Source organism: Phocaeicola plebeius DSM 17135 (assembly GCF_000187895.1).
Classification (GTDB): Bacteria; Bacteroidota; Bacteroidia; order Bacteroidales; family Bacteroidaceae; genus Phocaeicola; species Phocaeicola plebeius.
Genome location: NZ_DS990135.1, coordinates 71,335 through 96,101, shown reverse-complemented (window position 1 = coordinate 96,101; position 24,767 = coordinate 71,335). Strand labels below are relative to the sequence as shown.

Annotated in this window: 27 protein-coding genes and 3 pseudogenes; 11 read left to right on the top strand and 19 right to left on the bottom strand. The window is 44.4% G+C overall.

All coding sequences use genetic code 11. From position 1 onward, the window contains the following. Nucleotides 1-34: 34 nt before the first annotated feature. Nucleotides 35-934 carry a helix-turn-helix domain-containing protein gene (locus BACPLE_RS18105; protein WP_004329302.1) on the bottom strand — a complete coding sequence of 300 codons (900 nt, stop codon included), beginning with the start codon at nucleotides 932-934 and terminating at the stop codon, nucleotides 35-37. Nucleotides 935-1,064: 130 nt separating this feature from the next. On the opposite strand from BACPLE_RS18105, the gene BACPLE_RS18100 reads away from it, so the two are divergent. The 4 genes and pseudogenes from BACPLE_RS18100 to BACPLE_RS18085 all read left to right on the top strand — a co-directional run. Beyond that, nucleotides 1,065-1,841, top strand: coding sequence for an MBL fold metallo-hydrolase (locus tag BACPLE_RS18100; RefSeq protein ID WP_004329300.1), 777 nt, complete (start codon nucleotides 1,065-1,067; stop codon nucleotides 1,839-1,841). Beyond that, nucleotides 1,838-2,506, top strand: a complete 669-nt coding sequence (locus tag BACPLE_RS18095) for a radical SAM mobile pair protein A (RefSeq protein WP_004329299.1) — start codon at nucleotides 1,838-1,840, stop codon at nucleotides 2,504-2,506. The genes BACPLE_RS18100 and BACPLE_RS18095 overlap by 4 nt, the downstream gene beginning before the upstream one ends. Further along, on the top strand, nucleotides 2,503-3,378 hold the full coding sequence (locus tag BACPLE_RS18090) for a radical SAM mobile pair protein B (RefSeq protein ID WP_004329298.1): 876 nt from the start codon (nucleotides 2,503-2,505) through the stop codon (nucleotides 3,376-3,378). Before BACPLE_RS18095 ends, BACPLE_RS18090 begins: the two co-directional genes overlap by 4 nt. Then, nucleotides 3,379-3,870 (top strand): annotated as a pseudogene (locus tag BACPLE_RS18085) (sensor histidine kinase); the annotation flags it as partial. Nucleotides 3,871-4,144: 274 nt separating this feature from the next. On the opposite strand, the gene BACPLE_RS18075 reads toward BACPLE_RS18085, so the two are convergent. The 3 genes from BACPLE_RS18075 to BACPLE_RS18065 form a co-directional block, all read right to left on the bottom strand. Further along, complete coding sequence (locus tag BACPLE_RS18075) at nucleotides 4,145-4,783, bottom strand: recombinase family protein (protein WP_007564634.1); 639 nt, start codon at nucleotides 4,781-4,783, stop codon at nucleotides 4,145-4,147. A gap of 241 nt (nucleotides 4,784-5,024) precedes the next feature. Further along, nucleotides 5,025-5,861 (bottom strand): virulence RhuM family protein, encoded by an 837-nt coding sequence (locus BACPLE_RS18070; protein WP_007564633.1) that lies wholly within the window; start codon nucleotides 5,859-5,861, stop codon nucleotides 5,025-5,027. Between the two features lie 3 nt (nucleotides 5,862-5,864). After that, on the bottom strand, nucleotides 5,865-6,194 hold the full coding sequence (locus tag BACPLE_RS18065) for a hypothetical protein (RefSeq protein ID WP_007564632.1): 330 nt from the start codon (nucleotides 6,192-6,194) through the stop codon (nucleotides 5,865-5,867). Nucleotides 6,195-6,480: 286 nt separating this feature from the next. Between BACPLE_RS18065 and BACPLE_RS18060 the strand changes: the two genes are divergently transcribed. Next, nucleotides 6,481-7,239 carry a ParA family protein gene (locus tag BACPLE_RS18060; RefSeq protein ID WP_007564630.1) on the top strand — a complete coding sequence of 253 codons (759 nt, stop codon included), beginning with the start codon at nucleotides 6,481-6,483 and terminating at the stop codon, nucleotides 7,237-7,239. 4 nt (nucleotides 7,240-7,243) lie between these two features. Then, a complete protein-coding gene (locus BACPLE_RS18055; RefSeq protein ID WP_005648607.1) occupies nucleotides 7,244-7,501 on the top strand; it encodes a hypothetical protein in 258 nt (85 codons plus the stop codon). Between the two features lie 188 nt (nucleotides 7,502-7,689). Here BACPLE_RS18055 and BACPLE_RS18050 read toward each other — a convergent pair whose 3' ends face one another. The 3 genes from BACPLE_RS18050 to BACPLE_RS18040 form a co-directional block, all read right to left on the bottom strand. Continuing rightward, nucleotides 7,690-8,832, bottom strand: a complete 1,143-nt coding sequence (locus tag BACPLE_RS18050; RefSeq protein ID WP_227994799.1) for a fimbrillin family protein — start codon at nucleotides 8,830-8,832, stop codon at nucleotides 7,690-7,692. 108 nt (nucleotides 8,833-8,940) lie between these two features. Next, a complete protein-coding gene (locus tag BACPLE_RS18045) occupies nucleotides 8,941-9,861 on the bottom strand; it encodes a DUF5119 domain-containing protein (protein WP_007564613.1) in 921 nt (306 codons plus the stop codon). Beyond that, entirely contained in the window at nucleotides 9,858-11,090 is a 1,233-nt protein-coding gene (locus BACPLE_RS18040) for a DUF3575 domain-containing protein (protein WP_007564611.1), read from the bottom strand. The genes BACPLE_RS18045 and BACPLE_RS18040 overlap by 4 nt, the downstream gene beginning before the upstream one ends. Nucleotides 11,091-11,392: 302 nt before the next feature. Between BACPLE_RS18040 and BACPLE_RS18035 the strand changes: the two genes are divergently transcribed. After that, nucleotides 11,393-12,451 carry a helix-turn-helix domain-containing protein gene (locus BACPLE_RS18035; RefSeq protein WP_007564609.1) on the top strand — a complete coding sequence of 353 codons (1,059 nt, stop codon included), beginning with the start codon at nucleotides 11,393-11,395 and terminating at the stop codon, nucleotides 12,449-12,451. A 305-nt stretch (nucleotides 12,452-12,756) separates the two neighbouring features. Here the strand turns inward: BACPLE_RS18035 and BACPLE_RS18030 are convergent, their stop codons facing one another. Together BACPLE_RS18030 and BACPLE_RS19790 are read right to left on the bottom strand one after the other, a co-directional pair. Then, nucleotides 12,757-14,037 (bottom strand): ATP-binding protein, encoded by a 1,281-nt coding sequence (locus BACPLE_RS18030; protein WP_005868811.1) that lies wholly within the window; start codon nucleotides 14,035-14,037, stop codon nucleotides 12,757-12,759. Nucleotides 14,038-14,163: 126 nt separating this feature from the next. Next, nucleotides 14,164-14,323: pseudogene (locus BACPLE_RS19790) on the bottom strand (helix-turn-helix domain-containing protein). 129 nt (nucleotides 14,324-14,452) lie between these two features. On the opposite strand from BACPLE_RS19790, the gene BACPLE_RS18025 reads away from it, so the two are divergent. The 4 genes from BACPLE_RS18025 (at nucleotide 14,453) to BACPLE_RS18010 (ending at nucleotide 18,351) form a co-directional block, all read left to right on the top strand. Then, nucleotides 14,453-14,803 carry a helix-turn-helix transcriptional regulator gene (locus BACPLE_RS18025; RefSeq protein WP_005868812.1) on the top strand — a complete coding sequence of 117 codons (351 nt, stop codon included), beginning with the start codon at nucleotides 14,453-14,455 and terminating at the stop codon, nucleotides 14,801-14,803. Further along, complete coding sequence (locus tag BACPLE_RS18020; protein WP_005868813.1) at nucleotides 14,796-16,385, top strand: type II toxin-antitoxin system HipA family toxin; 1,590 nt, start codon at nucleotides 14,796-14,798, stop codon at nucleotides 16,383-16,385. Before BACPLE_RS18025 ends, BACPLE_RS18020 begins: the two co-directional genes overlap by 8 nt. Nucleotides 16,386-16,484: 99 nt before the next feature. Beyond that, entirely contained in the window at nucleotides 16,485-16,805 is a 321-nt protein-coding gene (locus BACPLE_RS18015) for a helix-turn-helix domain-containing protein (RefSeq protein ID WP_005868815.1), read from the top strand. Next, nucleotides 16,795-18,351 carry a type II toxin-antitoxin system HipA family toxin gene (locus BACPLE_RS18010; RefSeq protein ID WP_007564604.1) on the top strand — a complete coding sequence of 519 codons (1,557 nt, stop codon included), beginning with the start codon at nucleotides 16,795-16,797 and terminating at the stop codon, nucleotides 18,349-18,351. The genes BACPLE_RS18015 and BACPLE_RS18010 overlap by 11 nt, the downstream gene beginning before the upstream one ends. Nucleotides 18,352-18,418: 67 nt before the next feature. On the opposite strand, the gene istB is transcribed toward BACPLE_RS18010, so the two are convergent. The 10 genes and pseudogenes from istB to BACPLE_RS17960 all read right to left on the bottom strand — a co-directional run bounded on the left by istB (nucleotide 18,419) and on the right by BACPLE_RS17960 (nucleotide 24,322). Then, a complete protein-coding gene (gene istB, locus BACPLE_RS18005; protein ID WP_004353655.1) occupies nucleotides 18,419-19,207 on the bottom strand; it encodes an IS21-like element helper ATPase IstB in 789 nt (262 codons plus the stop codon). A gap of 6 nt (nucleotides 19,208-19,213) precedes the next feature. Continuing rightward, nucleotides 19,214-20,794: an IS21 family transposase gene (istA, locus tag BACPLE_RS18000; protein WP_004353653.1), complete on the bottom strand. Its 1,581-nt coding sequence runs from the start codon at nucleotides 20,792-20,794 to the stop codon at nucleotides 19,214-19,216. Between the two features lie 179 nt (nucleotides 20,795-20,973). Continuing rightward, nucleotides 20,974-21,135: pseudogene (locus tag BACPLE_RS17995) on the bottom strand (single stranded DNA-binding domain-containing protein); the annotation flags it as partial. 757 nt (nucleotides 21,136-21,892) lie between these two features. Further along, the gene (locus BACPLE_RS17990; RefSeq protein ID WP_007562304.1) at nucleotides 21,893-22,126 is read right to left on the bottom strand and encodes a hypothetical protein; all 234 of its coding nucleotides are present in this window, start codon (nucleotides 22,124-22,126) and stop codon (nucleotides 21,893-21,895) included. A gap of 36 nt (nucleotides 22,127-22,162) precedes the next feature. Further along, on the bottom strand, nucleotides 22,163-22,450 hold the full coding sequence (locus BACPLE_RS17985) for an LPD11 domain-containing protein (RefSeq protein WP_007562306.1): 288 nt from the start codon (nucleotides 22,448-22,450) through the stop codon (nucleotides 22,163-22,165). Nucleotides 22,451-22,915: 465 nt separating this feature from the next. Further along, nucleotides 22,916-23,173: a hypothetical protein gene (locus BACPLE_RS17980; protein ID WP_004289503.1), complete on the bottom strand. Its 258-nt coding sequence runs from the start codon at nucleotides 23,171-23,173 to the stop codon at nucleotides 22,916-22,918. Between the two features lie 4 nt (nucleotides 23,174-23,177). Further along, a complete protein-coding gene (locus tag BACPLE_RS17975; protein WP_007562309.1) occupies nucleotides 23,178-23,474 on the bottom strand; it encodes a hypothetical protein in 297 nt (98 codons plus the stop codon). Between the two features lie 12 nt (nucleotides 23,475-23,486). Next, the gene (locus BACPLE_RS17970; RefSeq protein ID WP_007562311.1) at nucleotides 23,487-23,819 is read right to left on the bottom strand and encodes a hypothetical protein; all 333 of its coding nucleotides are present in this window, start codon (nucleotides 23,817-23,819) and stop codon (nucleotides 23,487-23,489) included. Nucleotides 23,820-23,833: 14 nt separating this feature from the next. Beyond that, a complete protein-coding gene (locus BACPLE_RS17965) occupies nucleotides 23,834-24,010 on the bottom strand; it encodes a hypothetical protein (protein WP_007562312.1) in 177 nt (58 codons plus the stop codon). An 18-nt stretch (nucleotides 24,011-24,028) separates the two neighbouring features. Next, complete coding sequence (locus BACPLE_RS17960) at nucleotides 24,029-24,322, bottom strand: hypothetical protein (protein ID WP_007562314.1); 294 nt, start codon at nucleotides 24,320-24,322, stop codon at nucleotides 24,029-24,031. Between the last annotated feature and the right edge of the window lie 445 nt (nucleotides 24,323-24,767).

Sequence of the window (24,767 nt, the reverse complement as noted above, 5' to 3'; positions counted from 1 at the left end):
TATTTCGATAGCCGCTATCGACTATATTAAGAAGTTATTCGTATATGCCTTTATTGTAATCCGTCATGTACTGAGTAAATGTTTTGCCTGTTTGCTGTTTGAAGAAGCGCATGAGATGGCTCGGATCAGAGAAATTGAAATCATCCGCCATTTCACTGACAGTGCGGTTGGAGAATAGCAATTCGTTCTTCAGTTCCTCAAGCAGACGTTGTTTTATCAAATGGGTAGCTGATACTCCGAATTGGGCTTTTACTGAGTTATTGAGTGTGATGCGACTGACATGAAGCATGTCTGCATATTCCTGCACCCGCTGGTGGGTGCGGATATTCTGTTCCAACAAGTCCTTGAACCGAAAAGCGAAATTGTTTTTAGCAATTTCAGCGGGCAAGCAATAGGCGGCAGCGTATGTACGATTGATAATCAGCAAAAGATAATATAGTAAGGAAACAATGATATTGTACGTATCGGACACTGGATTCATCAGCTCATACTTAATCTTTCCGAGCAGCCGCATATATTCCTTCATTTCGTCATGTGTGGCATTGATGTAAGGCGGCGTATCTGTCTGGTAACAATACAAAAGGCGAAAAACGAAGAACTTGTCGGCGATAAAAGTACGCATGAAATCTTCGCGGAATATAAGGAACGTGTAATCCAACGCCGTCTCATCTACATGCCACTCTTGTTGCTGATGGGGTGAAAGCAGGAGAACCATGCCGTCGCGCAGTTCAATCTTGCGGAAGTTCAGTAGCAAATATCCGTTTGCCTTACGGAAAAAGTAGAAGCTGAAGAAGTCTGTCTTAAACCGCTTGTTTTCTGTCAGCACAAGTCCGATGTCCTTGTTTATGGCAGTATTGATGTAAAAATCCACGCCGCAGCGTGTCTTGTTGAACGGTACGCTGACCAGTCGATCAGGGTTGATTATCTCGTCCATATCCTTGTCGTTTTTGCAAAGATAATAATTTCATTTATCAAAATGGCATAATTACCGTTTTTTCAGGCATAGATGTTTCGCCGGATTCTTCCGAACTTTGCACCCGTAATCAATAACAAGACATATAGTCATGAAAAAGACATCTACAGTACAATTGGTGCGCAATGCCACCTTGAAAATCAGGTATGCGGGACACACCATGCTAATTGACCCCGTTTTAGCCGACAAAGGCACTTTGATATCGGCCCTCGGTGTGAATAAAACACCGAGGGTACACCTCACCATTCCTATTCAGGATATTATCGGAGGCGTGGACATGGTGCTCCTGACCCACAATCACATCGACCATTACGAGCCGAGTGTCCCCACACATTTGCCCAAAGAAATTCCTTTCTACGTTCAGCCCCAGGACGCGGACGCCATCAGAAACGACGGATTTACAAATGTGATACCCATCGAAGAAATAAAAACAATAGACGGCATATCCATTTACCGCACGACCGGACATCATGGTTTCGGGCAGATCGGGCAGATGATGGGACCTGTATCAGGTTATGTGCTAAAAGCCGAGGGCTTCCCGACCGTTTATATAATGGGTGACTGCCGATGGGAAGCATGTATCCGAGACACCGTGGAACGGTTCAATCCTGACTATATCGTGGTAAACTCCGGAGGTGCAATCTTTCCCGAATTTTCCAAAACGGACGGTCCTATCATCCCCGACGAGAACGAAGTGATGCAGATACTTGACGAATTGCCTTCGCATATCAAGCTGATAGCCGTACACATGGATGCCATCGACCATTGCCAGACCACCCGTGCAATTCTGCGCAATGAGGCAACGCATCACGAAGCCGACATGAGCCGGCTGATTATCCCGGAGGACGGAGAAACAGTTGTGTTATGAGTGTCTGCATTAAATCCCTGATAAAAAACATGAACATAGTGGTAGGGTGCACTATAGGATGCCCTTACTGCTATGCCCGTAACAACTGCCGCCGTTTCCACATTACCGACGACTTTTCCGTGCCTGAATACATGGAACGAAAACTGCGCATCATCGATACGTCCCGTCCTCATGTGTGGCTCATGACAGGAATGAGCGATTTCTCCGATTGGAAGCCTGAATGGAACGCAGAAATTTTCGAGCGGATCAGCAGCAATCCCCAGCACGCCTATATCTTTCTGACGAAGCGCCCTGACAAAATCAGTTTCTCCTCTGACGACGAGAACGTATGGATGGGCGTGACCGTTACGCGCAGTTCCGAGAAAAGGAGGATTGATGATTTGAAAAAGAATATCAAAGCACGACACTACCATGTCACGTTTGAACCTCTCTTCGATGATATCGGCGAGATTGATTTCGAGGGAATTGACTGGATTGTCATAGGCACAGAGACCGGAAACCGAAAAGGAAAGTCATATTCGCGCCCCGAATGGGTGCTTAGCATTGCAGAACAGGCAAAGGCTCATGGCATACCGGTGTTCATGAAAGAGGATTTGCTGCCGATTATGGGCGACGAAAGAATGATTCAGGAATTGCCGGAACAATTTACCAGACGAATACAATGAATATGGATACAATAAAGGAAATAGATGTAAAGAGTGTAATGACCAAATCCTCTCTGCCGGTGGGAGGATATTCGGTCAACCCTTATGTAGGGTGTCCCCACGCCTGCAGGTATTGCTACGCATCGTTCATGAAACGGTTCACCGGGCACACCGAGCCGTGGGGTACGTTTTTAGATGTAAAAAACTGGAAGCCGATAACGAATCCTCATAAATACGACGGTGAACGTGTTGTAATAGGGTCTGTGACGGACGGTTACAATCCGTATGAAGAAGAATTCCACCGTACCCGAAGGCTGCTCGAAGAGCTGCGAGGAAGCGATGCCGAGATTATGATATGCACAAAGTCCGATCTTGTCCTTCGCGATCTCGACCTGTTGAAGAGTTTTCCCAAAGTGACTGTGTCATGGTCTGTCAATACGCTCGACGAGCAGTTCTGCGCAGATATGGACAACGCCGTAAGCATTGAACGCCGTCTGAAAGCGATGCGTCAGACATACGAGGCAGGTATCCGCACCGTATGCTTCGTCTCGCCCATATTCCCCAGAATAACAGACGTAAAGGCAATAATAGAGGAGGTAAAAGATTATGCTGATTTAATCTGGCTTGAAAACCTGAATTTACGCGGGCAGTTCAAAGGCGGGATAATGACGTATATCCGTGAGAAGTATCCTGACCTCATACCGCTTTACGAGGAAATTTACAATAAAAAAAGGCTTGAATACTGGCAGGCATTGGAGCAGGACATTTCAAATTACGCCAAGGAGCAGGGCTTCCCGTATCGTATAAACGATCTGCCATACGGACGCTCGGAAAAAGGCAAACCTGTCATCGTAAACTACTTCTACCACGAAAAAATACGATTGACAAAATGAGGCTATGCCGGACTGATGCAGAAAAGTTGTAGCGCGGATAAAAGCACCATGTATGTGGATAATATCCGGCAATCTTCCGAGCGTATGCGGGAGATGCTCAACACGCTGCTGGATTTCTTCCGTCTGGACAACGGCAAGGAGCAACCCAACCTTTCCCCTTGCAGGATTTCCGCAATCACGCATATTCTTGAAACGGAGTTCATGCCCATTGCCATGAACAAGGGGCTGACTTTGATAGTGGAGAGCCACACCGATGCGGTGGTTTTGACCGACAAGGAACGTATCCTGCAAATCGGCAACAACTTGTTGTCAAACGCCATCAAGTTCACGGATAACGGTAGTGTATCATTGGCAGCGGATTATGATAACGGTTTGCTGAAACTTATCGTTGAAGATACCGGTACGGGCATGACCGAAGATGAGCAACAACGAGTATTCGGTGCATTTGAACGTCTTTCAAATGCCGCCGCAAAAGACGGCTTCGGATTAGGCTTCCTGCAACCAGCCGTTATCCAACAGCCGGGTTAAATGCGTCCTCCCTATCTCGGCCGTCCCTTGCAGGACGACACAGCGGTCTTTCTCCTGGAGCTTTCTTAATTCCTCCAGTGAAGCCGCCATTTTCTCCGCCATTGTTGCCATAACCGTTTTTATTTAGATTCTGATTATTTTCGTGCAAATACTCGTTTTTAGACACGTGTAAATACTCGTTTTTAATTATGTGCATTTACTCGTATTTGTTGCAAAAATACAATATTTGTTCCGATAATCAGCTACTAATGAAGTCTTTTTTTACTTGTTGTATCGTCGAAACGGCCTTTCCCGTGAGCTTCGCCACGTTCCGGATCGAGTAGCCTTTCTTTAACAAGGCGATCGCCTCCCGGTATTCCTCTTTCCTCTGTTCGGCCGTTTTCCGGCTTCCCGGCTTCCGTCCCAGCCTGCCCCCTTTCTGGATGTACAACTCCCGTCCGCTATTAAGGCGGTCGATGATCCCCTGGCGTTCGATCGCGGCCAGTTCCCCCAACAGGGTAGTGATCAGAGAGGACAAGGGGTTTACCGTCTTGTCCGGCCGTAACGTTTCCAGGTTCAGGTTTTGAATATACACGCATATTTTATGCGTGTGCAGCGTATCGAGTGACTTTAGGATCTCCAGGGTTGAACGCCCCAGGCGTGAGATCTCGGTCAGCAACAACATATCCACCCGGTTCTGCGGATCTGTGCAGTATTCCAGGCAACGGCTTAAAACCGGGCGTTCGATATTGGCCTTTCGTCCGCTTATCTTTTCCTCAAAGACCGCCGTCACCTCGTACCCCCGTCCGGCTGCGAACCTCTCCAGATCGACAACCTGCCGTTCGGTCGATTGCCTGGCCGACTGCGAGCTTACACGTGAATAAATAACCACATTCATCCCTTTTGCTTTTGTTCTTCCTTATCTATTGTTTTAATCACCTTATCCACCTCTTTCAAGGAGGCATTATTTCCGGATCTATCCAAAAAAGAAATTCGCTAATTAACCTATAATTACTATCTTTGCATTGTAATGCTTGGTAAAGCCTCTGTTATCAAAACACGTAACCAAGTCAAGGATATACCCGTTCATCAAGAACGGGTTTTTCTTTTGCGACAGCCCATTCATAAGACAAAGGATATTATAACAGGTCAGTAATCACAGCCGCCGGAATATCCAGCTTTGAGAAAGCGAACATCTTTTTCCCCAGATCCTTTAACGAGGCTCCGATATGGTACACGTCCGTTTCATCAACGATCAGGAAACGGTCGTGACTGTCCCGGTACGTCCTGATGTCGATAGGTGGGTACTGGCTGTTATGCCTGTCAAGATCAAGTTGGAGTTGCTGCGTGATACGCTGGGTGTAAATGGTGGCCGAGACACCGACGCTGCGTTTACTCAACATGAGCAAGACCGTTTCGTCCACATAGTTGTCGATAAGCACGATCGAACGCCTGGCCGACTTTACCAGATCGGTAGCGAACTTGTACGCATCGAAAATCTGGCCGTTATAAAAAATGCCTTCGACCGGGGGCAAGGCAGTACGCACAAAAAAATCTATCTTCTCGGTATGTTGAGCGACAGTCCTTTCAAGTTCTGACAAACGTTTATTAATGGAATACCCTTTTAAAAGATAGTCCTTTAAAACCTTATTCGCCCATTGCCTAAATAAAATACCTCTTTTACTATTGACACGAAACCCAATGGATATGATCGCATCCAAATTGTAATAAGTCAGATTGCGCATCACTTGCCGTTTGCCTTCCTGTCGAACTGTTCGGAAATCCCGAACAGTTGAACTTTCCTCTAATTCTTTCTGATCATATATGTTTTTTATATGCTCGCTTATATTTGCTTTGCTGGATTGAAAAAGATCCACAATTTGCGCCTGTGTCAGCCAAACGGTTTCATCTTCCAGCCTCACTTCCAACTTGACCGCTTCATCCGGCTGGTATAATATGATTTCTCCCTGTTCCATTACTTATTTACCTTTTCTTAATTCATCAAGCCTCTGCATCGCACCGCTGAACTTCTCACTAAACATCATATCATCGGGCAAAACAAACCAGGTGGGAATACCTCTCGACTGTGGATTACCTATACATTCATCTTGCCCGTTCTGTTTGCGGTAATCGTCCCATTCACTATAAGCGATGTTCCAACGAATACCTAATTTATAGGTATTTTCCCATTTAATAATAGCCAGTGAATAGGCCGGATCATCTTTGCCGTCATAAATCACTTCTACAACTTCAACCATCCCTTTAGGGGAATTTATAAACTTCGGATTTTTATACGAATAAGTGCTCATGTCTTTTATTTTTTATTTATAGCACACAAAGATACTCAAAAACAAATATATACATATATACATACGTATGATTAACGTATAAAAACATTTATGGTTATTCTAATCTTTGATTAATTCCGGTACAGAAACAAAACGTACCGAAAGGTGGAAACCGGATTTATTTCGGTACGCTTCCCCGATCGGCACAAAAAACACGCAAAAAACGAAAAATACTACTTTTAGTATTTTAGTATATTAGTTTTTGACTATATTTGCGGACATGACAACCATTTAAAAAACTGAATTTATGAGCAAAGCAAAAGTAATCTCCGTATTGAATCACAAAGGGGGAGTAGGAAAGACTACAACCACGATCAACCTGGGCGGCGCGTTACGTCAAAAAGGGTACAAGGTTCTTTTGATCGACCTTGACGGACAAGCCAACCTGACTGAATCGCTGGGCTTCTCTGCGGAGCTTCCCCAAACGATCTACGGCGCGATGAAAGGCGAATACGACCTGCCGATCTACGAGCATAAGGACGGCCTTAGCGTCGTTCCCTCCTGCCTGGATCTCTCGGCCGTTGAAACGGAGTTAATCAACGAGGCCGGGCGGGAACTTATCTTAGCCCACCTTATCAAGGGCCAAAAGGAGAAATTCGATTATATCCTGATCGACTGTCCCCCCTCGCTGTCGCTGCTCACGCTTAACGCACTGACGGCCTCGGATCGGCTGATTATCCCGGTTCAGGCTCAATTCCTGGCAATGCGTGGAATGGCCAAACTTATGCAGGTCGTCCACAAGGTGCAGCAACGTTTGAACTCGGATCTTTCGATAGCCGGGGTTCTGATAACCCAGTACGACGGAAGAAAGAACCTGAACAAGAGCGTTTCGGAACTGGTACAGGAAACATTCCAGGGCAAAGTGTTCAGCACCCATATACGCAACTCCATTGCGCTGGCCGAAGCCCCGACACAAGGGCAGGATATTTTTCACTATGCCCCCAAATCTGCCGGGGCAGAGGACTACGAAAAGGTATGTAACGAACTGCTAACAGAAATAAAGTAACCATATGGCAAAGAAGAACGATTTAAAAAACAGTATGTCGGCCGGGCTGACCGGGGGATTAGACAGCCTGATCCAATCCACGGCCGGGCAAAAAGAGGCTCAAAAGCCGAAGAAAGCGAAAACCGTGCATTGTAATTTTGTCATGGACGAAACCTATCACCAGAACTTAAAGCTGATCGCGATCCGCAAAGGCGATTCGCTAAAATCGGTATTGCAAGAGGCTATATCTGACTACTTGGATAAAAACAGTTCCCTGCTATAACAGCGTATCGGGAATATACAGGGCAAACACTCCACAAAAGAAATTCTCCAGGAAAAAGGTACGCAAAAAGCACCCCTACACATCAAAAAGTATATTGAAAATGCGATTCCCTATAAAGAACCCGTTGGCAGGATTAATCTTGCGTATGTTTAACCTGCCAACGGGTACGATATTAATAAACGTTTGGATTAAGGTTGGGGTTGGACGTTTACGTCTTTATCTGCATCAACCCAGCCTGTTGTCTCTGCATCAAACTGGATCGGATTCAACACAGCCACTCCCTGATCAGTATAACCACCACCGAAAATCAACGTGTAGATATGACGCTTGCCCGCTACCCATGTATCTCCGAACGGAACATAAATTGTTCCGTAACTATCTGCTGAACCCAACAGATAACCTCCGGACTGCTGGATTTTGCAGGTGATCGACAGGTAACATTGATGCGCACCGTCGGCTTTTATCTTGGTATTGGTGGCTTCTTCGGAAACTTTCCATGCTGTCAGCTTCTGTGGTATATTCAGCATAGGAGTTTTTTCGGAAATATCGGTAGCTGTGGTATTACTATTGACCTCAATGGATTTGCCTTGCACTACGGTAATAAAACCTCCTCCTGTAGAGCTTTCAGGCCAATCACCCACAGCCCAACTTCCCGTTCCATCGGCTGTCGCAGGCAATGTGTAGACGCCGCCCATTTTTACATTAAAAATCTTGATGTCCTTTATATTCACCTGCATGTTATCGTATTCAGTCTTTGCTTTGAATACGACCTGTGACAGAATATGCTTGAAGTTAAATTTCACTACTCCGTTGTTCTTGTCTTTTGTCTGGCCTTTGGCTATGGCATACATCACGTCGTAGTTTTCATGAGCATTGATACCAGATCCATACTCATCGGAGCAGGAATAAGTTATCTTTTGAGTATCCTTGGTGGCTTCCCACATATAACTCCACTGCATGGCTTCATCAACCGTTCCGGGATTGAACGCGTAAAAGTCCAAAGGCTCGGTAGGCCAATAACGAAGATCGCCCGCATTTTTATAATCCCACTTATTATCTTTGTACACGATATTCACTCCGTCATGTCCAAATTCCGTGTCGACCTTTCCCATGAAGGCAGTACCATCCGCCGTAAAAGCGAACACGTCGAAATCGGTGTTCTTCAAGTTGGTGTTGGTAGTAGGGGTAGCCCTCGTTTCCGCCGCATTACTTAACACGTTAAAACCAATCGCATTTCGTGAGGAGGTTTCCACATTCGCAATCTCCTCGTCTGAGCAACCCATGAGTAGTGCTCCAAAGATTGCCCAAAGCATTACTGTACTTTTTTTCATAAATAAAAATAAATTAAATTGATACATATAATTAATAAACTCGATTACTTAATAGTTGACATAGCGTTTACCCGGCATCCAATCCGCACTGAAAACTCAAATATCCGTTTATAACACTATATCCACATTCACATCATCCCAATCATCAACGTCCACATCAAATCCCGCACCGTCACTTCCCGGCTCGAATGGTACCTCATAATCAAAATTCAACACCAGATGCACATCACCGACATGCCCCGCTACCGGGACATCATGCACTTGGTCGCTCACGTCCTGTTCCAATACAGACATGCTGCCGGAACGGTTCTTGAGATACAGCCGGAAAACATTGGGCTCTCCTTCAAGTGCGGAATGTCCAAACGTATAGAATCCGCCTATAATCTGATTCCGTGAAACCATTCCATCAAAGAGCAGGCTCTCCGAAAGACCGGCGGGCAAACTGTCGCCGGACATGTTAAGCGAGCCGGACATGCCGGAAAGAGCGGCCCGCAAATCCGCCACCCTATCCAGTCCCCGAAGACCGTTCACCTCATACGTGTAGTGACATACCATGTTTACGGGAGTTAGCCGTACTATCTCCGCGCTTCCTCCCGGAATGTCCTTGAGGATAACTCCGTCTATATGGTCGCCACACAGCCAGGGTGGGGTGACAGCCATTGTCCGGTTATCCGGTGACCGAACATCACGCGTATCGGCAGTAAAAAGCGTGTAACTGCCGTTTCCTTTCCAAACCATCCCGTCGGTATCGTAGTTGAAGCAAATTACCCGGTAATCATTCTCGGGGAGCTCCACTTCCCCCCCCTCTCCTCCGGGGAAATCAAATATCCACGTGTTGCTTTCATCATCGGTCGGATAAAATACGACCCTCATGCCTTCAGGCTTGTCATGATTGGAAATCTTGGTCCAGTCGAATATTACCCGCACCGTGGCAAAGTGCGGATGATCGTAACATAAATCCTTATGCTCACAAGCCGTCAGTCCTATCCATAAAAATATGAACACCAGACTAAAGCGTATCCGTATCACTGCCTGCCTCCTTTCTTCCGGCTATAATTCCCCCGCCCGATCAACCACACCAAAGAGATACCCGCCTTGGTCGGGCCGAACCAGCGGCGGTTTTTAGTGGTCTGCCATACATAGTGACCGTCCAAAGGGATGTACTCCTTGTACGATCCTCCAAGGTAGCCGATTCCCAACGTGAAATCCACATTGAACCGATGTCCCACAGGTAACGAGTAGCCGTAAGCCACGCCTCCCCCGTAACTCCATTTATCCCCCAAGTAACCTTTCCCACCCAATTCGAAATCATAGGTGACGATCTGCCCGTACAATCCGACATGATGCCCGGAAAACGGTTTTTCCACCGCTCTCCGACCGAACCAGCGGCGCAACTCCACATCTCCCCCATAGATACGCCAATAATTATGCTTCCGATCACTTTTCCACCAGGCATACATCCAATTCCCGGCCACAGACCAGTTCTTCCCCAAACAGAACTCAACCCCGATGTCAGGTATCAAAACAGCGTCATAAAGCAAGTTTGTTTTCACCGCCATGCAAAACGGCCGTTTCTTTACCGGAGCTATGACGGTAACGGTATCACGGATGCACAACGTATCACGTGTATGTATATATACCGTATCTCTGACGGGATTTATCGGATCACTATCATAGCATATTTTCACCATCGACGAACGAAGTTTCGGAAAATGGAATTTATACAAATATGAGTATGGCCTCCCCCCTTTCAGTCTTTTCAGTTCTCCCCCCCAATAAGGGCTGTCCTGGTTTTCCAAACGTACGATCTTCTCCAACAAACGAAGGACATCCTCCCTCTCCGGAACATTCACATCCGCTCTCACCATCGTTATAAGTCCGTTCCAGTCACTTCCCGAAAAATGAAAATCCTTCTCCAATACCGGAATCTTTATATAAGGTGATATATACCGCCACAAAACCTCTGCTCGTTTTTCAGACAGCCTTCCATTCAACAGCCCCCCTCCTTCCGGGGAAGCTCCTCCTATTATTTGAATTTTCCTGATAAGACGGACGGAGTCGTTCAATGCGGAACAGATTTTAGCAAACCGCTCCATCTCGTTCCCATTGTCAAGTAAACATGTATCTATATTTACCTTTCCTTGATGAAAATAGATCCTTACCGAATCACGCTTCTCCTGAGCGGATATTTCTCCGCTTATACTCAACACGAGCACGAACAATACACATTTAATATAAAAAAAACATCTTTTCGTCATTTAATCATTTGTTAATATGACAATCCAAACCCAGGCTTTTACACCCCCTGAATTTCAACCGCTAAAGATATGCACTTATAAACCAACCTCCAAAGCAAAAAACAAGTATTTTAAACTTATAAATACTTAAAAAGACAACCACACAACAGCTACAACACTTACCACAGCAGCCAATCACGCTTACACAACAATTAAAAACACTTAACATCATAAAGAAAAGTACTTAAACATACAAAAAAAAAAAAAAACAGTTATTTTTGCAGGAAACATTATACTTAATAACACTTAAAACAATAAAACACATGAAAATCAGCACAAAAGCCGCTACTTTTCTAAGTTCAATAAAAACTCAAACTTACGACAAAAAAGAAAGAGAAATGATAATAACGTATCAACAAAAACGTGTCTTTCATCTATCCCTGCTCATGCTGGCCTTATGCGCACCCATATACATATATTCAGTTCCATTTCCCAATGAACAGTTTTATTATATTAACAGCGTATTATTCCTGTTTATCATTATGTGCACTCTCGCTTATTTTAAAAAGAGAGTAAATCTGACCACGACCTTTTCCATTATACTGATAGCCATACATATCGAGATTTTTATCGAAATAATTTATTGCTCAATATGTAGCGGATATGAATATAGTTATCAAAGAGCATTGATAATGAGTAACATTAGTATCTCTCTCTTATTTACCATGCTTTCCATCTGTGCCTATATGAGTAATATCTCCATCCTATTGTCCTCCCTTACCATAGCTTCCTATACAATCTGCACACTTATCACCGACGAACCGTTCCTATACAGTTATCTGCCTTTGATCATCATCATATACACCATGATCCCCTTATTAGGAAGATCCTTACACAGTAATATCAGCAGCTTGCTAAAAAGTAGCAACTTGCTAAAAGAGGAAGAGGAAATGCTTTTGAAACGTCTCCAAATGAAAAAGGAAGAACTATTCGCGTTCGCCGAGTTGTTAAGCGAGAATAACCCGGAAGAAAAGACAAGCTCCCTGTTAAGCATAATAGGGGAACAATCCAAAGAAAATCTTTTTACAGCCCTTGCCGCATACCAGAAAAAGGAAAAAAGTAAACTTGATACAATCAGGAGAATATATCCCAATTTATCCCCGTCCGAATTAAACATCTGCCGTTTAATACTGCAAGACAAGACCGTCAGCCAAATATGCGAATTATTACATCGGAGTAGCGGAAACATAACCAGCCAACGAGCGAACATACGTGCCAAACTCGGACTGAAAAAAAGCGACAATTTAAAAGAAGCATTACAAGAACGCATGAGGCTGTATGAAGAAGAACACCGGCAAGAGGACTTTTCAGCCATGCGTTAGGGATTGCAGAGTAAAGCCCACAGCCTTTAGGCGAGGACTTGCAACGGAAAGCCTGACCGTCCCACAGGAACGCCCAAAAGAAAAAGAATCCCCCGAACATTCATCCGGGGGACATCCAAGCCGTCACATCAATTATAATACAGATTCAGATCATCCGTGCCAATCTCCTTTCCGTCCCGGAAAACAAGGCGTAAATCAATCCTCTCTCTGTTTTCATTGCCACAAAGATAGACATACCGGCCAACATACGCATCATACTTATCAATCAGTTCTAACGGTATGACCGGCATGGGAAAAGGATACACCTATATTGCATATAGCGGAAAATTTGTAAGATTACCCTGTACTTTATAAGGCAACATAGAAAATCTCTCCGCATGCAATTCCGGTCTTTTTCCCAGTAATGCTGTCAACGAATTGGCCCGGACATTCCCTTCGGCCTTCACTTCTATCGGCACCATTTGGGCATTACGTTGAATAACAAAATCCAACTCAAGACGCGAATTGTCTGTGTTATGGTAATAAATCGGTGACACGCCCTTACTTTTCATCTGCTGCAATACATACTGTTCAGTCATTCCTCCCTTGTATTCCTTAAATATGTCGTTTTTAATCAAGACTTGGGCCGGATCTGTCTTGACCATAGCACCCATAAGCCCCAAATCAACCATATAGAGTTTGAAAGCCGACAGGTCTTCATAAATATCAAGCGGAAGCTCCGGTTTGGTACATCGAGGCACTTTATACAACAACCCGGCATTTACAAGCCATTGAATGGCCATCTCAAAATCATTGGCTCTGGCACCTTTTCGCAAAGCTCCGTAAATGAATTTCTTGTTTTCTTTAAATAATTGGGAAGGAATGCTGTTCCATACCATTCGGACACGCGGAACCTGTTCTTTGGGCGCATGTTTTGAGAAGTCAAGATCATAGCCTTGCAAAATCTCCGACTGTATTCTTCTGACTTCCAGCAAGGAATCCGTTTCTACATATTTGAGTACAACTTCCGGCATACCACCTACATAATAATATTGCCGAAGGAGATCCGTATATTTGTCATGCAGGAGGCTTATCGTTTCAAAATCCCCACTCATAAGCAATTTACAAGCTTCTTCTTCTCCCTTGGCGACAAGAAACTCTTCAAAGTTCATAGGAAATATATTGATGACATTTACCTTCCCTACGGGATAAGACACATCCTGATGAAGGGATATCCCCAAAAGTGAACCTGCCACAGCTATATGATACTCCGGAACCTCCTCTTTAAAATACTTCAAAGATTCCAGTGCTTCCGGGATATCTTGTATCTCATCAAGGATAATAAGCGTATCACCCGGAGTAATGTCAACGGAAGTCATCGCACGCAGCCCCCGTAAAATTCTGTCAACATTGAAATCCTGAGAAAAAAGCTGGCGTGCAAGGTTATTCTTACGGCATACCACATAAGCCTCTTTTTTGTATTCAAGTTTGGCAAACTCATGGAGCAGCCATGTTTTCCCAACTTGTCGGGCACCATTTAAAATCAGAGGTTTTCTATCCTCACGGTTTTTCCATTCTATAAGTTGTTGCAAAACAAATCTTTTCATCTACAAACAGCATTTTTATACATGTAAAAACAGCGTATAATACATTTATCCGCACTTATTTAAAGCACAAATATACTAAAATAAACAGATAATAGAAGCAATCTTATACATTTTTCCGCACTTTAATCAACTCCAATGGAAAGCAGTAGCCAATTTAGGATTGCCTTCTCCACGCTCGATGGCCACCAGCGTATTGATGCCCACGCCCGCCAGTTCGGAGAAGTTCCAGCTGATTGACCTTCAAACTCTTCCTGCACTCTTTAATCATCTTTCCTAGCTCTTTCATATTCACAACACATTGTGATTTTAGTCAGTTTTCATCCTAGTTCAAAGAAAAAAACAGCCGATAAAGCAACTATAATCATTGTATTCATATAGATTAACATCATATATTCAAGTTAATCTATATATTTACATGGATTATTTGTATATTTGCAAAAAAGGAACAACCATGTGGAATGAAATGAGCAATCCAGCTGTGCTGATGAGAATCGGCCAGCGCATCAAAGAGACACGTATCAGGCAGCATATCACGCAGGAAGAACTGGCAACGGCTTCCGGTGTAAGCCCCTTGACCGTTGCGAACATCGAGAAGGGCAAATCGGTATCGCTGCTGTTGTTCATCAGCGTACTCCGCTCGCTCGGCCTGCTGGAGAACCTGGAGCAACTGGTACCGGAAATCCGGGTCAGCCCGATAGAGCTCAAAAAACTGCAAGGAAAGAAACGCTACCGTGTACGCCATTTAAAACAAGATAACCATGAATGATTTGATAGTAGATGTAAAGCTATGGGGAGAAAGCGTAGGCTCTCTCTATTGGGAAAAGGAAAGCAATGCCGCCTTGTTCGACTATGAACGGAAGTTCATCCGCTCCGGTCTTGACATTTCTCCCATCATCATGCCCATCAGCCAGTACAGGAACACCCCCTACCGGTTCCTTGAAAACCGTACCGACTGTTTCAAGGGGTTGCCCGGCCTGTTTGCCGATTCACTGCCGGACACTTTCGGAAACCAGATCATCAATGAATGGTTTGCCAGCAAGGGATTGTCCGGAGAAGAGATTACCCCTTTAGACAGGCTTTGCTATGTAGGCAAACGTGGCATGGGCGCACTGGAGTTTGAGCCGTCCTCGCCAATCAACGGCATGAACGAATCATCAGTGCTCCATATCGAGGAACTGACTGAGCTTGCCAAATCCGTATTCACGGACAGAATGGCTTTTCAGGTCCAACTGCGCCAGGAAGGAAGAAACATTCTGGATATACTGAAAGTGGGAACATCTGCCGGAGGTGCCAAGCCCAAGGCCATCATCGCCTACAACGATATTACCGGAGAGGTACGCTCCGGACAGGTAAAAGCTCCTGAAGGATTCGGGTATTGGCTGTTGAAATTTGATGGCGGCAAATACAGCGAACACACGCAGATAACGGACAATCCACAAGGAATAGGAAATATCGAATATGCCTATCACCGGATGGCAAAAGCCTGCGGTATCGATATGATGGAATGCCGGTTACTTCAGGAAAAAGAGTCATATCACTTTATGACACGACGTTTTGACCGTATGGAAGACGGAGAGAAGATCCATGTACAGACATTGGCCGGGCTTGCCCACTATGACCGTGACCAACGCCATTCATACGAAGAGATATTCCGTATCATGCGGCAGATGAACCTCCCTTATCCAGAGCAGGAGGAACTATACCGAAGAATGGTGTTCAACGTCATGAGCCGGAACCATGACGACCATAGCAAGAACTTATCTTTCCTGATGGATAGACAAGGGAAGTGGAAACTGGCCCCAGCATACGACCTCTGCTACTCATACACACCGGGCGGCAAATGGACGAACCGCCACCAGCTGTCACTCAACGGCAAACAAGACAATTTCACGATGGAAGATCTGCAAAAGGTAGGTGAGAACATGGGTATCCGGAAACACAAACAGATTATCGAAGAGATACAGGAAACCGTATCGCATTGGCATGAGACTGCCAAGGATTGCGGGGTCAAGCCGGAACACGCCGATTTTATCGGAGAAAACCTGCTCTTGTTCGGCAAGCAACTGCATACGATCCATATGCCGGACATTGCCAACGAACAAGAGCAGGCTTTCATGAAGGCTATGCGAAATGATGACTTCAATACCATTCTGAAACTGAAGATGAGAGGATATCAGCCATCGGAGAACACACTGAAAAGCCTCCAGCCGGATGTATCCGCCACCACCTTCATCGCTGCCGCCAAAATCTTCCAAATGGAAGGGATGCTAAAAAGCCTTCAGGACATAAAACCCGCGCAAAGCCCGATTACAGGCGGCAATAAACGTAGCATGGAATTGGGGGATTAGCACACAAACTACATCGCGCACAATTCAATATAACAGTAAATATATTAATTGTTATATATCATATTTTGATTTAACAATTAATATATTTACCTTTGTAAAATGACAACGAATCACATCACCCAAGCCATGGCCAATCCGGAAATCATAGTGGAACTGGGCAGACGATTTAAGGAATACAGGCTAACCTATAGGCTCACCCAAAAAGAGGCTGCCGAGAAAGCCGGTGTCAGCCTTATCACCTTACGCCAGTTTGAGAACGGGAAGGCCTATAACATCAATATGGGCAACTTTCTTGCCCTGTTACGAGTAGTGGACTGTCTGGAACAGATGGATGATCTGATGCCGGAAATACCTGTTTCAGCCTATACAATGGAACGAATAATGAATAAAAAGCCGAAAAGGATAAGACATGGAAAATAATGTTGTGAGTGTTATGTTATGGGGAGAAGAAGTCGGAAAGCTCTATTGGGACGAAAGAAACAAAAGAGCCGTCTTCAACTATCATCCGGATTTCATCAAGAAAGGAGTGGAAATCGCCCCACTGACCGCTTCTGTCAAAGGACCGGCGGCAAAGGGTATGCCCATACTCGGAAACAAAGAAAAGACTTATCAAGGTCTCCCACCGTTTTTGGCAGATTCATTGCCTGATCGGTGGGGTAACATGGTCTTCGACCAATGGGCGGCACAAAACCATATCCCCAAGCGCAAACTCACACCGGTAGATAAACTGTCTTTCATCGGGAAACGGGGAATGGGAGCCTTTGAGTTCATCCCGGCCACTCCTGGATTGGAATCCTCTTCCACTCTCCAGATAGAGAGTTTATACCAACTGGCACGCCGTATCTTTGAGGAACGGGAGGAAATATCCGTGCAAGATGACGAAGCACTGCAACTGCAAAGTATCTATGAGATAGGTACATCAGCCGGAGGGCAGCACCCGAAAGCCATCATCGCCATCAATGAAACGACACATGATATACGTTCCGGCCAAGTCCCTTTACCGGAGGGCTATACCTACTACATATTGAAGTTTGCAGAAGGGGACGATTTTCCGTTCACGCAAATGGAAATGGTATATTATGAGATGGCAAAGGAAGCCGGGATTACGATGATGCCTTCCCGACTCATTCAAATTGAGGGAAAACATCACTTCCTGACGGAGCGTTACGATAGGATAAACGGAGAGAAGATACATACACAGACACTTGCTGCCATGAATCCGGATGCAACGAGCTATGAGGATTTGTTTGAAGTCTGCCGAAAACTGAACATCCCGGCAAGCGAACAGTCCGAACTCTACCGTAGGACGGTATTCAATATCATGGGCGGCAATGTGGATGACCACATCAAGAATTTCTCTTTCCTGATGGAAAGAAACGGCACATGGCACATCACCCCAGCCTACGACATGACATTCACCACCAATTTGGACGGTGCGGCATACGAAAACGCACACTCCATGAGCATTGCAGGAAAAGATAACGACATCACGGAAGATGACCTGATGCAATTTGCCAAACAGAACGGAATAAAGAATGCGAAAAGGATAATCGAAGAAGTCAGCCTTGCCATCAGCCATTTTTACGATTATGCCACCAATCATCAAATCGATGACTATTGGAAAGACCGCATCGAAGAGCATCTTTCCGGTTTGGTATCTCCGATCATAGGGAAAACCATGAAACACTACCTGCCCACCATTGTCGAACCCTACGAGACAGAGGATGGCTTTTTGGTATCAGAAATCAACATCATCGAAAACACCCGGCATGATTTCCGTATCGAGGCCTTCATAAACGGAAAGCGACAGAAATACATTGCCGGGCGTAAAAGCGATTTGGCTGCTGAAGTCATTGCCAAAGGCAGAAACAAGATGCCCGTTGAGAACAAGAAAGAACTTGTGGAACGGTTGTTACTGCCTTGGAAAAGCCACACTAATTTGACCCACCCTGTCAAAGTATTTTAGACCCAGTAAAACGATTTATTATTGACCCACTAAATGCCCTGGTCGGGTGGGTCATTTTATTTCGCTATTACTTGGTAATATTCTTTGCTTTTATCTTTCTAAGACTCTCTCCAGTTAGTTCTATTTGATATGAGGTATGCACAATTCTATCTAGTACAGCATCTGCCACGGTAGGGTCGCCTATTGCATCATACCAGTTGTCTACAGGAAGTTGAGAAGATATGATAATCGACTTCCTTTCATGCCTATCTTCTATAATATCAAGTAATATAGGACGCTCTTTTGCATCTACAGGTACAAGGAAGGCATCATCGAGGATTAACAAGCGACATCGCTCTATCTTCTTTAGCTCTGTTTCTAACGTTCCTTTGTTCTTGGCAACCTTAAGTGTCCCCAGCAGCTTTGACATGTTAGCATACATCGTTCTAATACCATTTTTACAAGCATGATAGCCTATAGCTGTAGCGATAAAACTTTTACCAGTTCCTGATGAACCAGTAATAAATATATTGCGTCCTTGCTTGATAAAATCAAGTGAGAGTATTCTCTCCATTTTGTTTTGGCTAAGGTTGCGATTGATATTATAATCTATTTGCTCAGGATAGGTTTTATATCTAAACCCTGCTGATTTTATGAGTCTTTCAATGGCTGCTGCAGAACGATAGTCCCATTCTCGAGATAAGAGCCAAGATAAAAAGGCATCTGGTGTCATCGTATCTGCAATTGTAGTTGTTAGACTTTCTTCAAAGGCAGTTGCCATACCCGTAAGCCTCATTCTATGCATTAAATCAAGAGATAACTGATTCTTATCCATTTCTTGCACAATAGGTGCTGTCTTATTATTATTTAGTTCCATAGTTGTTTACTTTAATTGTTTGCTATTATTGGATAATTGCTTTGAGAAATAATCCTTGCCTCGTATGTTCTTATGAGTTTTTGGTTTATATTCAGGAGATAGCTCCATATTATCTTCATCCATAGATATATAGGGAGCATCATCACCCTTCTGTAGTATATCCTTTATCTCATTATAGCCATAGCGTCGTCCTTCCGAGGCACAGTTACAAGCTGCTACTAGACGAGCCATGCCATACTTCTTCTCCAGCGACATGATACCACGGCAAGAGCGGAAGGCTTTTGGTGGATATTTCATCTGCGTAGCGACTTCCTTGAGATAAAGCAGAAGGATGTTGTCTATTTGCCCTGCCCGTTGATATATTTCCTCCAAATCCTTTTCAAAGCTACCATGATGACCAGGAAGATTATGTGCATCTTTCTGTGAGTAGGTATAGGGAGTATCATCTCGCTGATGGATGGTAACTAACTTTAACCCATAGTAGATTTGAACATTGTCATTATCGTAAATAAGCTCCATACGTTTGCCGATATACTCTGTTGGAACACTATAACTATGCTTTCTTAGCATAACGAAGCTATTAGCCATGACAGTAGCAGACTTTCTAGACTTCATCTGATAGCGAGCGGTAGGAAGAGGACGAAGAAAATCTTTTTCCATTTCCTCAAATAGTTCTTGACGGGATTCCTTACGCCCACTCAATCTACGGCTGTTAAATGCTTCTAAAGATGTGCGTATAGCAACATTAAGTGATTCTAGATTATGGAAAATTTGCCCTTCAATATCTACATATACCGACCGATACATTAGCTTTACAGCATTCTCAACCAGTGCCTTGTCCTTGGGACGGCGCACCCTAGCTGGATAAACAGCCATGTCATAAAATTCAGCCATAGCAGCGAAGTCGTCATTGATAACAGGCTCATTACGATCACTGCGGATAACGGCTGATTTTAAGTTGTCAGGCACAACAGCCTTGGGTACACCACCAAAGAAATGAAGAGCATTCTCGCAAGCAACGATAAGGTCTTCCTTCTTCTGCGACCACACTGCCTCGCAATAGGTGTAATGACTGCATGGAAGGGTAGCCACAAAAACCTCTACCTTCCGCACCTCACCCGTCTGTTCTTCGACTATCTCTAGCTTATCACCTGCATAATCAATATACATCTGATCGCCAGCAAGGTGCTCTACATGTCCTACGGCTCGTGTTTGACATCTGTAGGCATGGATTGCGTGTTTGAAAGTAGAATACTGGTAACCATTAGGATGAGTTTTGAGATACTCCGTGTGAAGAGATAAGATAGAAACACCCTTCTTGCTAAGCCGTTTCACATAATCAGGAACAAGTGCCTCTAACTCCAACTTGCGAGCAGAAGGCGGACGGTTACGAGAATGCCCATCTGAAAACAAGTCCGCCAGCTTATCATCTGAAAGCGACAGAATTTGCTCCATGGACAAGCCACTTTCTTGGAATTTACGGACATACTTGCGGAGGGTGTTACGAGATATATGGAAAGTACTAGAAATACTTCTTATTCCCATACCAGATGCGTAACAGCGCAATAAATTCTTTAATTTTGTCATATAAATAATAGTTTTATGTTTTTAATGCCGGCCAGGGCAGTAACACAAAACTACAAAATGACCCTAAAAAACTAGCGTTTCAAAGGGTCATTCTTATTTTGGTGAGGTGGGTCTCATTATTTTAACCTTACTGGGTCTAAAATACTTGCCAGGGTGGGTCAAATTAGTGTGGCTTTTCCAATGTTCATGAAAGCGGATATACGCTTGGTTTCCTCACCGTTCTTCTCCTGACGGGCTACTGCCAGCGGGAAACGTGCGACACTTGTGGTGGTGAACTGACGGACTTCGGCATCTTTTGCCACGAATCCGGTTACTGCGAAATTGTTCTCGATCTTTTTCATTGCGATTGCTTTTTGAAGTTAATAAATCAGTTTTACGGTGCATAAAAAGTAGGTGCAGTAAAGGGCTGCACCAAGGATAGCGCATAAATACTCTTTATTTTGGAGGCGAAGCCCCAAACCGCAGGCCCGATAAAGGAAGATTTGTGCGATACGCCATTGGTCAAGACCACCAGGTCGCGCCCGTCTGCATACTAACTTTGCAACGAAAAACGATATGGCGACTTCAAATAGAAAGCGGTCGCGAAAAAGTCGAGGCGAAACAATCGCAGCGGGTTCGGAGACATGAAAGACCTGTCCGTCCACCGACACAAGACCGCTCCCGTTCCGGCAGGTGGGCGGGAAGAACATCTGGCAAGAAAGCGTATCGGCTGTTTGGGGTTGAAGCGGCAAGAACGATATACCGTTTATACAACCATGTACGCTGCATAGTGGAAAAGGAGCCCAAACGAAGAGCCGACAAAAGATGTATGCGGCGTATTGATGTCGCTGTCTCTATCCGGCAAGAGAAATGAGGGAAAGAAGAGGAAAAGGAAAAAAGGCTGAAGTCTGCCTTGAAACAAAGCGGAGGAACCGCCCCTTCGCACGAATGGACGTCTTTTACAAAAGGATATGGCCTGCCAAAAGGTATAAAGGGTTATTTCCGAAGGAAACGGTACGGATGTCTGTTACGGAGATAAAAAAGGGATTCCCGCCGGTGTGTACCTGTTTAGCCGGTATAAGCGGGCTGAAACCGATGCTACGTTCAGCCCACTTGCTTTTACCTCCTTTCTGTTTCGGTCTGCAATTCCACCGGTTCATCATCCCATGTCAGTTCCTTACCGAGTAGTTTGTAAACAGACCCCTTTGGGAGTTCTATCTCGATTGGTACGTACCCTTGCTCGCTCTCGATGTACACTTCTTCCGAGTACTCCCAATGCCCACACCAGCCCCGAACGGGCTTTTCGGGCATAATCCATTCTGTTCCGTCTTTATTTACTGCCAACCATGCCATAATATTACATTTTTAACCTGTTTCTCTGTGATAATTTTATTCTTCTTGAGCTATCATTCTCTTACTGTATTCCAAAATTTTATCCATCGTAAGCCACTCCGGTTTTTCGTCCTCTTTGAAACTCTCATGCAGTTTTATCATAAATTCAATTTGCAATTTTTCGTCGCCAGCCCATAAAGATTTGGGATGTCTGTTACCGTAATTAAGGTAATACTCGCAGTCTGACCGTAAGCGGTCTAACAGTTGGTATCTGAAAACCGAATCTCTGTGTATTACTTCGTCTACCGTTACTCGTCCATTTGAATTTGTTACATCGTTTGCCATAATCTAAAATTTTGAGTTTTCTTTTTTCCCTCTTGTAGCACCAGCTACTTTCGGGCCTGATTTAATTATGTCGCCCCCAAAGGTGTCATGGCTCTTTATGCAAGGTTTCACGATTAAATACTACCCGTGCGGAGCGAAGGGTGGAGATTTTGTCGTGAACCGTCAGGCTTTGACCTTGCATACAAGAATGGCATGACAAGTACCTTTGCGACACAATTCATATCAGGCAGCCCGAAAGCGATGTGCGAACACAGGGAAAAGAAGGTCTCTTGCAAAAGGTCCGATAGCTTATATAAAAGGGTTGCAGCGAAAAGAAATATAAATGGATCTCCGGGCTGTATAATGATTATGAGGATAAAAAAGGTATTGCGCCGGCATGTCTGCCGAGAGAAAAAGAAACGGGCTGAAACTGGCAGTTCCGGTTCAGCCCGCAAAAGTACATCGGAGGTCTCTTGCCCGTTCCCGTCAGAAATGGGCTACCATAATCCGATTTTTGAAAATTCTGTTTTTATCACTCGGTCGCCGTTGGTTTATCCAGATATGGTGTGCTCCGTATCCGAATATAAAATACTCATCGAGTGAGGTCTCGTTTTTCAAACGTTCCATACTTGCACGAAGTTCGGTTTCGTCAGTTGCAAAAAGAATCGTGTTCATGATTCTGAAATAGATTTCTTCCGCTTCATCGCTATAGCGGCAAAAGACGTGTTCGATTGTTACGTTCATGGTTCTATTGGTTTGATTGAGGTGTTTTGGGTACATTGGTCATTATGGATTCTCCGTCTTCGTTGAAAATCTCTATTGTCGGGTTGCCGTCGTTTTCTTCGGGGAGCATATTTTCTGACGTGTCAGTCAATGCTTGCCACTCTTCATAGCAAAGACGGTTGTCAATGATGTTCGACACGTCCTCACAGTTCCATGAGCGGACGATTGCCTCGGCTTCTTCGTAACTGTTTGCTTTTACACTGAAATAATCCCGCTCCCAACTTGTAACCTTACGGTCTTGATAAAATTTGTATTCTCCCATATCCTTGTTTTTTTAATTGTTCACTTCTACAATATCCTCGATCCTGCCGTACAGTATCGAGCGTAAAGCTGTTTTGTCAATCGCATAATACTCGTGAATGCTTCCGTGCTGTTTGACGAAATACCGCTTGAGGACGTCGGAAAAGTCAAAGTGATAACCGTTCAAGGCAATTCCACGTTTGAAATAGATGCTTTCCCACACGTTACGGGTAATCCAGTTTTTTTCTTCCCTGTTTAACTTGCCTCCGTTGTTCAGGTGTACCCGCAATTTGTAAACCTTGCTATCCTGTAATGTCGCCAGTTCGGGAATATCCCATTTGACGAATTTTGTTGCTATCTGTGTCATACGTTTGCTATCGTTTAATCATGGATAATCACTTCATCACGGTATTCTGAAATTTCCTTGCCGCTTTCAAGGCGGACAACTATGGTGTTACCATAGTCGCCCACGATTGTACCTTCCGTGTAACCTTTGTATGGATTGAGCAGTGTACAGGACAAACCGATAATATCGCTGTCTTCTTCGTATTCGTACATAGTGAATGCGTTTTTAGGTTACAGCTTAATGTCCCACTTGCCTTGCGAGAATATCCGAAAGCTCACGTATTCGTCCTCTAACTCGTATGTCAGTATGCGGATATAGATTTTATCTTTGGCTTCCAAAGAAGCTACCAGTTCGTCGATTTCTTTTTCCGGGTATTCCCAACGGGAAGAAAATTCGGCATCTACTATATCACTATACCGATTGACAAAGCCGTTGAAATTATCGTCCAGAAATGCCTCTATTTTATCGAGGTCTTGCTTGTTTTCTGTACTTGCATGAAAAATGTTTGTTGCATAGTTTGCCATAACTTTGAATTTTAAGTTTTCTTTTTTCCCTCTTGTAGCAATCAGCTACTTTCGGGCTTGATTTAATTATGTCGCCTTAAAAGGTGGCATGGCTCTTTATGCAGGGTTTCACAACCAAATACTACCTCCGCAAAGCGGAGCGTGGAGATTTTGTCGTGAACCGTCAGGCAGAGACCTTGCATACAAGAAAGACATGACAGATACCTTTGCGACACAATTCATATCAGCAGCCCGAAAGCGGATGTACGAATACAGGGAAGAGAAGATCTCGTGTAAAGGGTTGATGGTTTATAAAAAGGGAGTTGCAGCGAAAAGAAAAATATGCCGTGGAATATTTTTTTCTTTTGGCTGTACAATGGGACCAGAGCGTTTTACGAAGTTCGGGAAAAGGTTTAGTTTAGTCCATTAGCCTATATATATGCTAAATCAAAGTAAACTATATTTA

Bases quoted from the DNA above. Each gene is read 5' to 3' on its own strand.
- BACPLE_RS18070 (WP_007564633.1), bottom strand. From the start codon at position 5,861: ATGGAACAGGGAGAAATCATATTATACCAGCCGGATGAAGCGGTCAAG.
- BACPLE_RS18010 (WP_007564604.1), top strand. From the start codon at position 16,795: ATGGAAAATAATGTTGTGAGTGTTATGTTATGGGGAGAAGAAGTCGGA.
- BACPLE_RS18035 (WP_007564609.1), top strand. From the start codon at position 11,393: ATGAAAATCAGCACAAAAGCCGCTACTTTTCTAAGTTCAATAAAAACT.
- BACPLE_RS18060 (WP_007564630.1), top strand. From the start codon at position 6,481: ATGAGCAAAGCAAAAGTAATCTCCGTATTGAATCACAAAGGGGGAGTA.
- BACPLE_RS17960 (WP_007562314.1), bottom strand. From the start codon at position 24,322: ATGGCAAACTATGCAACAAACATTTTTCATGCAAGTACAGAAAACAAG.
- BACPLE_RS17980 (WP_004289503.1), bottom strand. From the start codon at position 23,173: ATGAACGTAACAATCGAACACGTCTTTTGCCGCTATAGCGATGAAGCG.
- BACPLE_RS17990 (WP_007562304.1), bottom strand. From the start codon at position 22,126: ATGGCATGGTTGGCAGTAAATAAAGACGGAACAGAATGGATTATGCCC.
- BACPLE_RS17965 (WP_007562312.1), bottom strand. From the start codon at position 24,010: ATGTACGAATACGAAGAAGACAGCGATATTATCGGTTTGTCCTGTACA.
- istB (WP_004353655.1), bottom strand. From the start codon at position 19,207: ATGGAACTAAATAATAATAAGACAGCACCTATTGTGCAAGAAATGGAT.
- BACPLE_RS18100 (WP_004329300.1), top strand. From the start codon at position 1,065: ATGAAAAAGACATCTACAGTACAATTGGTGCGCAATGCCACCTTGAAA.
- istA (WP_004353653.1), bottom strand. From the start codon at position 20,794: ATGACAAAATTAAAGAATTTATTGCGCTGTTACGCATCTGGTATGGGA.
- BACPLE_RS18015 (WP_005868815.1), top strand. From the start codon at position 16,485: ATGACAACGAATCACATCACCCAAGCCATGGCCAATCCGGAAATCATA.
- BACPLE_RS17975 (WP_007562309.1), bottom strand. From the start codon at position 23,474: ATGGGAGAATACAAATTTTATCAAGACCGTAAGGTTACAAGTTGGGAG.
- BACPLE_RS18095 (WP_004329299.1), top strand. From the start codon at position 1,838: ATGAGTGTCTGCATTAAATCCCTGATAAAAAACATGAACATAGTGGTA.
- BACPLE_RS18020 (WP_005868813.1), top strand. From the start codon at position 14,796: ATGAATGATTTGATAGTAGATGTAAAGCTATGGGGAGAAAGCGTAGGC.
- BACPLE_RS18075 (WP_007564634.1), bottom strand. From the start codon at position 4,783: ATGAATGTGGTTATTTATTCACGTGTAAGCTCGCAGTCGGCCAGGCAA.
- BACPLE_RS18050 (WP_227994799.1), bottom strand. From the start codon at position 8,832: ATGAAAAAAAGTACAGTAATGCTTTGGGCAATCTTTGGAGCACTACTC.
- BACPLE_RS18040 (WP_007564611.1), bottom strand. From the start codon at position 11,090: ATGACGAAAAGATGTTTTTTTTATATTAAATGTGTATTGTTCGTGCTC.
- BACPLE_RS18055 (WP_005648607.1), top strand. From the start codon at position 7,244: ATGGCAAAGAAGAACGATTTAAAAAACAGTATGTCGGCCGGGCTGACC.
- BACPLE_RS18090 (WP_004329298.1), top strand. From the start codon at position 2,503: ATGAATATGGATACAATAAAGGAAATAGATGTAAAGAGTGTAATGACC.
- BACPLE_RS18030 (WP_005868811.1), bottom strand. From the start codon at position 14,037: ATGAAAAGATTTGTTTTGCAACAACTTATAGAATGGAAAAACCGTGAG.
- BACPLE_RS18105 (WP_004329302.1), bottom strand. From the start codon at position 934: ATGGACGAGATAATCAACCCTGATCGACTGGTCAGCGTACCGTTCAAC.
- BACPLE_RS18065 (WP_007564632.1), bottom strand. From the start codon at position 6,194: ATGAGCACTTATTCGTATAAAAATCCGAAGTTTATAAATTCCCCTAAA.
- BACPLE_RS17970 (WP_007562311.1), bottom strand. From the start codon at position 23,819: ATGACACAGATAGCAACAAAATTCGTCAAATGGGATATTCCCGAACTG.
- BACPLE_RS17985 (WP_007562306.1), bottom strand. From the start codon at position 22,450: ATGGCAAACGATGTAACAAATTCAAATGGACGAGTAACGGTAGACGAA.
- BACPLE_RS18025 (WP_005868812.1), top strand. From the start codon at position 14,453: ATGGATTATTTGTATATTTGCAAAAAAGGAACAACCATGTGGAATGAA.